Source organism: Streptomyces sp. NPDC104367, assembly GCF_055583825.1.
In genome coordinates this window covers 26394-35231 of the sequence record NZ_JBVJND010000058.1, presented here as the reverse complement: position 1 = coordinate 35231, position 8838 = coordinate 26394, and the positions used below count along the sequence as shown (strand labels likewise).

General features: G+C 70.5%; 8 protein-coding genes and 1 pseudogene. 4 read left to right on the top strand and 5 right to left on the bottom strand.

Features of this window, described 5'->3' with window-relative positions; genetic code table 11:
- Positions 1–181, bottom strand: a pseudogene (locus tag ACZ619_RS44215) (ATP-binding protein); the annotation flags it as partial.
- Between the two features lie 191 nt (positions 182–372).
- On the opposite strand from ACZ619_RS44215, the gene ACZ619_RS44210 reads away from it, so the two are divergent.
- Complete coding sequence (locus tag ACZ619_RS44210; RefSeq protein WP_469611636.1) at positions 373–1215, top strand: helix-turn-helix domain-containing protein; 843 nt, start codon at positions 373–375, stop codon at positions 1213–1215.
- Entirely contained in the window at positions 1215–1409 is a 195-nt protein-coding gene (locus ACZ619_RS44205) for a DUF397 domain-containing protein (protein WP_469611635.1), read from the top strand. The genes ACZ619_RS44210 and ACZ619_RS44205 overlap by 1 nt, the downstream gene beginning before the upstream one ends.
- 60 nt (positions 1410–1469) lie before the next feature.
- On the opposite strand, the gene ACZ619_RS44200 is transcribed toward ACZ619_RS44205, so the two are convergent.
- The 4 genes from ACZ619_RS44200 to ACZ619_RS44185 are packed head-to-tail and all read right to left on the bottom strand — an operon-like array spanning position 1470 to position 6243.
- Positions 1470–2609 carry a hypothetical protein gene (locus ACZ619_RS44200; protein ID WP_469611634.1) on the bottom strand — a complete coding sequence of 380 codons (1140 nt, stop codon included), beginning with the start codon at positions 2607–2609 and terminating at the stop codon, positions 1470–1472.
- 35 nt (positions 2610–2644) lie between these two features.
- Entirely contained in the window at positions 2645–3580 is a 936-nt protein-coding gene (locus tag ACZ619_RS44195; RefSeq protein WP_469611633.1) for an N-acetylneuraminate synthase family protein, read from the bottom strand.
- Between the two features lie 15 nt (positions 3581–3595).
- On the bottom strand, positions 3596–4846 hold the full coding sequence (locus ACZ619_RS44190) for a cytidylyltransferase domain-containing protein (RefSeq protein WP_469611632.1): 1251 nt from the start codon (positions 4844–4846) through the stop codon (positions 3596–3598).
- 59 nt (positions 4847–4905) lie between these two features.
- Complete coding sequence (locus tag ACZ619_RS44185) at positions 4906–6243, bottom strand: DUF6716 putative glycosyltransferase (RefSeq protein ID WP_469611631.1); 1338 nt, start codon at positions 6241–6243, stop codon at positions 4906–4908.
- A 198-nt stretch (positions 6244–6441) separates the two neighbouring features.
- Here ACZ619_RS44185 and ACZ619_RS44180 point away from each other — a divergent pair, with 198 nt between their 5' ends.
- Both ACZ619_RS44180 and ACZ619_RS44175 read left to right on the top strand, forming a co-directional pair.
- Entirely contained in the window at positions 6442–7419 is a 978-nt protein-coding gene (locus tag ACZ619_RS44180) for a glycosyltransferase family 2 protein (protein ID WP_469611630.1), read from the top strand.
- Positions 7416–8750 carry an alpha-2,8-polysialyltransferase family protein gene (locus tag ACZ619_RS44175; protein WP_469611629.1) on the top strand — a complete coding sequence of 445 codons (1335 nt, stop codon included), beginning with the start codon at positions 7416–7418 and terminating at the stop codon, positions 8748–8750. Before ACZ619_RS44180 ends, ACZ619_RS44175 begins: the two co-directional genes overlap by 4 nt.
- Positions 8751–8838: the final 88 nt, after the last annotated feature.

The following is an 8838-nucleotide window of genomic DNA, read 5'->3' as shown; positions in this document are numbered from 1 at the left end:
GCCGCACCGCATTGGAGACCAACTCCGCCGCCAGCAACTCCGCGGTGTCCGCGAGACCGATCAGACCGTGCATCGTCAGGATCAGACGGAGAGTACGGCGGCACACGGTCGCCGCTCTGAGGTCGTTCGGAACGGAGAGCGTGTAGTCCCAGGTGTCCCCGATGTCGCAGATTTCGGGCATGCCGCATCAACTCCGGTCAAGCAGAGGGGGGTTCACGCGCGGTGGCATTGCCGCACGGCAGTGCGGTGCACTTCCGCAGCGTGCACTTAACGTCACTGACGGTAGGGGCAAATATTTCGATCCTGCAAGCCGGTCGCGTAATCTGCCCCCGAACGAGTCGTACTTGCATGTGCGTTGGGAGGCCCAGTCGGGTGGCAAAGCGAATCGAGCCGACGGCACGTCAACTGCGCCTGGCGGTGGAACTGCGCAGGCTGCGGGAGACGGCAGGCCTCGCGTCGAGGGAGGCCGCAGCACTGCTCGGGGTCAATGCACCGCAGATGAGCCAGATCGAATCCGGCCTCGCCGGGGTGAGCGAAAAGCGGCTGCGTCTCCTTGCAGCCAACTACGCATGCACGGACGAAGAGTTGATCGAGGCACTGGTGTCCATGACGAAGGACCGCACCCGGGGCTGGTGGAATGAGTACCTGGGCCTACTGCCGGCCCCCTTCCTCGATCTTTCCGAGCTGGAACACCACGCGACGTTCCTTCGGGAGGCACAGTTCCTGTACATCCCGGGCTTGCTCCAGACAGCGGACTACGCCCGCACCGTGTACGCCTATCGAGCACCGGCTCTGCCGCAAGAAGAGCTTGAGCTGCGGGTGCGGCACCGGATGCGACGCAAGGCGGTCCTCGACGGCACACCGTTCGACGCCATCATCCATGAGGCGGCCCTGCGCATCATGGTCGGCGATCGCTCAGCCTCGCGGGCACAACTGGCCGAGGTACTCGAAGTCTCCGAGGCGGACAACGTCACCGTGCGGGTCATCCCCTTCGCCCAGGAAGGTTTCGCGGGCGCCGCGAGTGCCATGCTGCATGCGGGCGGCGCAGTACCCGGGCTCGACACGGTGGTCCGGGACGGCCCGAACGGCGCGGTGTACATCGACTCCCCCACTCAAGTGGGCACCCTTCGAACACTTCTCCGTAAGCTGGAAGGTGCGTCGCTCAGCCCCGACAAGTCACGAGACTTGATCAACAACGTGGCGAAGGAACTGTGATGAGCCCCTCTGACACATGGCAGAAGTCGTCCTACTCAAGCTTCGGCGACGGCGACTCCTGCGTAGAGATAGCAAACTCCCCCACCCACATATCCGTCCGCGACTCGAAGGACCCGACCGCCGCGTTCCTCAGGTTCCCGCCGCGGGTGTTCGGCTCGTTCCTCAGCGGGCTCAAGGGCTCCGTGGGTCGCTGAGCGGAGCGGCGGGCTCCCCGCCGTGGGTGCACCGTGGCGGGCCGGGTGGCTCGCCGGGTGTCATGCGGGGCTGGTGACCGTTGCCAGGCGGTGGACGTCCTTCGCGGTGCCGGTGACGCCGGAGAGGAATCCCTGGGCCCGGGGGGACGCGTGGTCGGTCAGCCAGGTGGGGTCGATGTCGCAGACGGCCACCCGGACGCCCGTACCGGCCAGGGCGAGGGGCAGGGTGTGCACCACCGTCGAGGGGAAGCTGAGGATCGTACGGCCGATGGGACCGCGGCGGGCGATCAGTTCGAGGGGGAGGTCCGGGCGGACTATCTCCAGGCCCGTCTCGGCCGCCAGGCGGTGGAGTTTGTCCGTGCTCTCGCGGCGGTGGGCGAAGTAGCGGGTCGCGCCGTGCGCCTTCGCCAGGGTCTGGACGGCCTCCAGGTAGCGGTCGCCGTCCACGACGCCGGTCTCGACGAGGGACGTGCCGACCATGTCCGCGCCCTTGGTGATGCGCGGTGGCCCGAAGCGGGCCCGGGTCCAGCCGAAGTCGTTCGCGGTGACCGTGACACCGGGAGGGGTCTCCGTCATCGGCATGGAGGAGAAGACCTCCACGCGGCGGCGGTCGCTGGGCGTGAGGCGGCGGCGGGCCGAGGAGGACACCGGGGCGAAGAGGAGGTCCCTGGCGCCGGGTCTGCCGCCCTTGCGGTGCCAGCGGACCAGGCGTTCGCCGCGCGCCAGCTGGGCGACGAACTCCATCGTGGCCGTGCCGTCGTCGACGACGACCAGGTCACGGGCGCGGGTGATCGTCAGGAGCAGTTGTACGTAGCGGGAGAACGGGTCTCCCATCACGATGCGGTCGGCCCGGCGGAGCGAGCCCGCCAGGCCGCCGATCGTCTGGAAGGGCGCGGTGGTGCCGCCCCGCGCCTCCTCCCAGCGGACCCGGTAGCCCTCGTCCCGGGCCAGGTCGGCCATCCGGCGCAGCTGGCCCCGGGTCATGGGGTCCGTCGGGGACAGGACGACGATCGTGAGTTCCGCGCCGGGTGCAGATATGCCGGACACCGTGCGCCGTACCTGGTTGGGCACGGCGGGTACCGGGTCCGCCGTCCCGCGCAGGGCGTGGACGTGCGCCCACTCCAGCACGTTCAGCAGCTGCACCGGACTCTCGACGAACGCGAGTGTGTGGGGGCCGGTGTTCCCGGCGCGGGGGCTCATCGACGTACGACCGTCCCGTCGTCGTAACAAACGGATCAGACCTGGACCGGCTCGCCGGCGGCCGCGGCGATCTCCGCCTCGGCGACGACACCGGTGACGCGGCGCAGCTTCTTCATCGGGCCGAGCTCGGAGTCGTAGACCTTCTTGACGCCGTCGCCGAGCGACTCGGAGATGATGCGGATGTCGCGGACCAGGCGGGTGAGGCCCTGCGGCTCCACGGAGGCGGCCTGGTCGGAGCCCCACATGGCGCGGTCGAGGGTGATGTGACGCTCGACGAAGGTCGCCCCGAGCGCGACCGCGGCGAGGGTGGTCTGGAGGCCGGTCTCGTGGCCGGAGTAGCCGATCGGCACGTTCGGGTACTCCTTCTCCAGCGTGTTGATCACGCGGAGGTTGAGCTCGTCGGCCTTGGCCGGGTAGGTGGAGGTGGCGTGGCACATGAGGATGTTGTCCGAGCCGAGGACCTCGACCGCGTGGCGGATCTGCTTCGGGGTGGACATGCCGGTGGAGAGGATGACCGAACGGTTGGTGGCGCGCAGGGCCCTCAGCAGCTCGTCGTCCGTGAGGGACGCGGAGGCGACCTTGTGGGCGGGGACGTCGAACTTCTCCAGGAAGGCGACGGCCTCGGTGTCCCACGGGGAGGCGAACCAGTCGATGTTCCTGCTCTTGCAGTAGTCGTCGATCTGGCGGTACTCGTCCTCACCGAACTCCACGCGGTGGCGGTAGTCGATGTAGGTCATGCGGCCCCAGGGGGTGTCGCGCTCGATGTCCCACTGGTCGCGCGGGGTGCAGATCTCCGGGGTGCGCTTCTGGAACTTGACGGCGTCGCAGCCGGCCTCGGCGGCGACGTCGATCAGCTTGAAGGCGTTCTCCAGCTCACCGTTGTGGTTGATACCGATCTCGCCGCAGATGTAGACGGGCCTGCCGGGGCCGACCTCGCGGGAACCGAACTGGCGCAGACGGGAGTTGCTCATGACGGTGGGGTGTCCTTACTTCGGGAGGGAGTCGAGAGAGGGGCCGAGGATCCAGCTGGCGATCTCTCGGATCGCGCCGTCACCGCCGGGGAGGGTGGTGACCGCGCGTGCGGCGCCGCGTACGACGTCGTGGGCGCTCGCGACCGCCACGGGCCAGCCGGCTACGGCGAAGCACGGGAGGTCATTGACGTCGTTTCCGACGTAGAGCACGCGCTCGGGAGCGATGCCCTGCTCCTCGCACCACTGCTTGAGTGCGAGGTCCTTTCGGTCGATGCCGTGCAGGACCGGAATCTGTAGCTTCCGGGCCCGGGCGGCGACGACCGGGTTCTGCTCGGTGGACAGGACCAGCATCTTCAGCCCGCTCCTGCGCAGGGCGGCGATGCCGAGTCCGTCGCCGCGGTGCACGGAGACGAACTCCTTTCCATCGGCGTCGATCAGCACCCGGTCGTCGGTCTGGGTGCCGTCGAAGTCCAGTACGACCGCGTCGACGTCGTCGGCGGTCGGCAGCGAACCGGGGCGGTCCGCGTCGAAGAGGGGGGCCAGCGCGCGGGCGCGGGCGAGCTCGTGCGGGTCGTCGATCTCCAGGACGCGCGCGGGGTCGGTGCGCACCAGTTCGGTGTGGCCGAAGAAGCGGTGCCGGTGCTCGCGGAAGCCGGCCGCGCGCATCGCGTAGGCGGCGCCGGTCTCCAGGAGGTCCTGGGGGCGGTCCTGGCGGCGGGGGCGGAACGACTTGTCGTGGTTGACGCCGAAGCCGCCGCTCGCCGAGGCCTCGCCGGCGCCCGCCGGCACCGGGGCGTGCACCTCGTCGCGCCACACGAAGCCGTGGAAGGGGGCGACGGTCAGGGCCGTGTCGGCGCCGTTGTCGACGACCGCGCCGGCCACCCCGTCGAGGTCCTCGCGGACGATGAAGGGGCTGGTGCACTGCACGAGCAGGACGACGTCGACGGTGGCGCCGTGCAGCGCCTCGTGGGCGTCCAGGGCGTGCAGGACGGCGGCCTCGGAGGTGGCGGTGTCGCCGGCGATGGCGGCGGGGCGCAGCACGACCTCGGCGCCGGCCGAGCGGGCGGCGGCGGCGATCGCCCGGTCGTCGGTGGAGACGACGACGTCGGTCACCAGGCGGGCGGCGACGCACTCGCGGACCGCGCGGGCGACCAGCGGGACCCCGCCGACCGGGGCGAGGTTCTTGGCGGGGACGCCCTTCGAGCCGCCCCGGGCGGGGATCACGGCGAGGACGCGGGGCACTACGGCCGCCTCGGGGTGGGACATCGGCTCAGTTCCTTCAGGTCCGTCGGGCGCCGAAGACGCCTGGTTCGGGATCCGGTCGCTCACAGCTCTCCCATTCGTCGGATCACGGGGGCCACTCGCTGGACGCCGTGGCGGTAGGCGCCCCGTGCGGCCCGGCGCACGATCTGGCGGACGGGGCCCGGGGCCCGGTCGGCGGCCGGCGCGCCGGGCAGCGGCTCGCCGTCGGGGCCGAGGTGGTGGCGGGCCAGGATGCCGGGCAGATATCCGGGCGCGGTCTCGGACGTGTAGTACGGGTTCAGGGGCGGCAGCCCGCCGGGCCGGGCGAGCAGCTTCGCGATGCGCTCGCGGCCCGCGTCGAAGGCGGTGCCGTAGCTGCCGTCGGCGGCGACGCCCTGCCGGGAGACCCACTCGGCGTCGGGCACCGGGCGGTGTCCGGCGTCGAGCTGGTCCCAGGAGGCGAGGCAGCCGGAGCCGACGAAGTGGTGGTTGCCGAGCGCCTCGCGGATGCCGAGGTCGGTGAGGACCACGGTCGGGATCCGCCGGTGCAGGGCCTCCAGGGCGGCCGTCGAACTCATGGTCACGAGCAGGTCGGTGCGGTCCAGGACCTCGCCCATGTGCCCGTACACCAGCCGGAAGTTGGCGGGCACGTCCTTGCCCTGGACCAGCTTCTGGTACGGCAGTTCCTCGATGTGGGTGGTGTGCTCGCCCGGCTTGGAGCGCAGCTTGAGCAGCACCTCCCGCCCGGGGTGCCTGCGGGCGTGCCCGATCAGCCGGTCGAGCAGGTAGGTGCGGTCCCTGCGGGTGTCGGGGACCGAGGGCTGGGCGGCGAACACCACGGTGTACGGGTCGTGTTCGCCCGCGTAGGGCGCTCCGCCGAGGAACGGCAGGGCGACCTCGGTGACCGAGGCGGAGTCGGCGCCGACCCCGTCGTACACCTCCCGGAAACGGTCCGCGTCCTGACGGGAGTTGGCGAGGACGAGGTCCGCGCCGTGCCGCAGCAGCAGGCCGTCGGCGAGCTTCTCGTAGACGACGCCGACATAGCCGGTGACGACGACGGGCCGCTTCTCCCGGCCGGCGAAGGCGCTGCGCAGCCCGTGCAGCATGGCCTGCACCCCGCCGCCGACGAGCGAGAGCACGAGGACGTCGTACGACTTGGCGCCCTCGGGTCCGGCCTGCATGGCGCGCAGGAACTCGACGGCCGTCACTTCGCGGAGCGAGTCCGCGTGGACGCCGACCTCCTGGAGCTGGCGGGCGGTGGGGGTGGCACGGCCCCGCAGGAGGTAGCCGTCGAGTCTGACGTCCGGGTCGTCGCCTCCGTCGGGGATCAGGCGCTTCGCGGTGAGCGCCCCCCACTTCCACCGGGTGTCGGAATCCGCCAGGACGGCCACCCGCAGGGACTTCGTTGCACTTGCTGGCACACGGAAGACGCTAGGAAGCCATTCCGAGGATCTCCCGAACCCGAATCCAACAAACGGTTAACAACACATCGCCGAATGGCGAATCAGCCCGGGATCAGCCGCCGAAAAGCCCCGGTTCACGACCTCGCCACACGTCGTTCACCTCGTATCAAGGCAGCGGTCAAGACGGATGACGGGCGTCCCTCTAACGTCGCCCCCGTGGTCAAGCTCTCCGTCATCGTGCCGTTCTACAACGTGCAGCAATACGCGCCCGACACCCTGAGGAGCCTGCGCGCGAACGCGCGTGAGGACTTCGAATTCATTCTCGTCGACGACTGCTCGACCGACGGGACACCAGAGATTCTCGCGCGAGCGGAGCGCGAGCTCCCAGGCGCGGTCCATGTCAGACACGAGAAGAACGGGGGGCTGGCCACCGCGCGCAACACCGGCATCGACAGGGCGCGCGGCGAGTACCTCACGTTCCTGGACGGCGACGACTGGCTCGCGCCGGGCTACTACCCGCGGCTGGTGGCCGCGATCGAGGGCCTGGGCTGCGACTTCGTCCGGACCGACCATGTGCAGTGCACCGCGCGGGCGCGGGCCGTGCACCGGGTTCCGGTCGGCCGCCGGGACACCGTGCTGAACCCGCGGGACGCGATCCTGCCCAGCGACCGGTCCACCTCCGTCGACTACGCCTACGCGTGGGCGGGGGCCTATCACCGCCGGCTGGTGGACAAGGGGCTCGTGCACTTCACGCACGGACTGCGGACGGCCGAGGACCGGCCGTGGATCTGGAAGCTGCACCGCGAGGCCGATTCCTTCGCCGCGGTGAATCTGCTCGGTGTGTTCTACCGGCGTGGCGTAGCCTCTTCGCTCACCCAGATCGGCGATGTCCGTCAGCTCGATTTCATTCGCGCGTTCGACCAGGTGATCGACGAAACCGCACAGGACGCCGAGGCGAGGGAACTCCTGCCGAAGGCAGTCCGCACGTACTGCGCCATCATTTCCCATCACCTGGGATCCATCGAAAGGTTCGAGCCCGCGGTGGCGAAGAAGCTGAAATCAATGAGTGCCGCGGCGCTGCGGCGCATGCCGCAGGACGTGCTGGACGACGCGCTGGACTCGATGGACCTCCAGCGCGCCACCAAGCTGCGCCGGCTGCGCCGCCGTCCCGCCCCCGCGGGAGCCGCCGCGTGACCACCCAGATCTTCCAGGCGTCCACCCTCTACGGCACGGCCACCCTCGCCGCCGCCCTGGACTCCGGCGCCTTCCGCCCGGCCGACCGGCGCATCATGCTGGTCTGCAACAACGCGGCGACCCCCGAGACCACCCCGGGCCCGGACGAGGCGCCCGGCTTCGAGCGGCTGCGCGACCGCTTCGACGACGTGATCTCGTACAACGAGACGATCTTCCCGTTCCACCCCGGCGGCTGGGCCCCCCGGCCGGAGGACTTCCCGCTCTGGGAACGCTTCCTGCGCCACGAGTGGCGGCTGGGCGACGACGACGTCGAGCTCGCCGTCGAGTCCATCCAGGTCAACCCGTCGCTGAGCCTCACCCAGATCTTCAACGGCGCCCCGGTCACGGTCTACGCCGACGGCCTGATGAGCTACGGCCCGACCCGCAACAAGATCGACCCGCTGGTCGGCACCCGGGTGGACCGGGTTCTCCACCTGGACCTGGTGCCGGGTCTCAAGCCGATGCTGCTCACCGAGTTCGGCGTCCCGGGCGAGGTCGTGCCGACCCCCGCATTCACCAAGGTGCTCACCGAACTGGCGCCCAGCGGCGACGAGTTGCCGCACATCGACGAACCGGCCCTGCTGCTCGGCCAGTACCTCTCCGCGCTCGGCATCCTCTCCGCCGAGCAGGAGGAGCAGCTGCACGTCCGGATGCTGAAGGGCGCCGTCGAACTCGGCCACACCAAGGTCGTGTTCAAGCCGCACCCCTCCGCGCCGGCCCGCTTCGCCCGGACCCTGGAGCAGGAGGCCGAGCGGCTGGGGGCCGACCTCACGGTCCTGGACACCACGGTCCTCGCCGAGGTGCTGTACCAGCGGATGCGCCCCGCGCTGGTCGTCGGCTGCTTCTCCACCGCGCTGCTCACCGCGTCCGCGCTGTACGGCCTGCCGACCGCGCGCGTCGGCACCGACACGCTCCTGGACAGGCTCACCCCGTACGAGAACAGCAACCGCGTGCCGGTCACCGTGGTCGACGCGCTGGTCCCCGACCTCGGCGACCGCGAGGCGGTCGGGCGGCAGCGCCCGCTGATGGGCGTCGAGGCGCTCGGCGAGCTGGTCCGGGCGGTGGGTTTCGCGATGCAGCCGAGGATCCATCCGCAGCTGCGCGCGGAGACCGAGCGGTATCTGACGAGGCATCTGAACGGCACGACGATCAGGTACTTCAAGCGCAAGCGGCTGACCTCGCTCGGGCTGCCCGGTGGGGTGCCGGCCCAGCTGTCGTTCCCGCTGCGCAATCCGACGGTGCGGCGGATGGCGCGCAAGGCGCGGAGCCTGCGGAGGGTCGTGCGGCGGTAAGTTCGGTGGCCTGTCGTCTGCGGCACCGTCGGGGCCGGTCGCGGCCACGCGGCGGAGCCGTACGTCGACCACGGCCCCGCGCCCCCAT

Coding starts and splice junctions, on each gene's coding strand:
- ACZ619_RS44190 (WP_469611632.1), bottom strand. CDS start 4,846: ATGTCCCACCCCGAGGCGGCCGTAGTGCCCCGCGTCCTCGCCGTGATC.
- ACZ619_RS44200 (WP_469611634.1), bottom strand. CDS start 2,609: ATGAGCCCCCGCGCCGGGAACACCGGCCCCCACACACTCGCGTTCGTC.
- ACZ619_RS44205 (WP_469611635.1), top strand. CDS start 1,215: ATGAGCCCCTCTGACACATGGCAGAAGTCGTCCTACTCAAGCTTCGGC.
- ACZ619_RS44195 (WP_469611633.1), bottom strand. CDS start 3,580: ATGAGCAACTCCCGTCTGCGCCAGTTCGGTTCCCGCGAGGTCGGCCCC.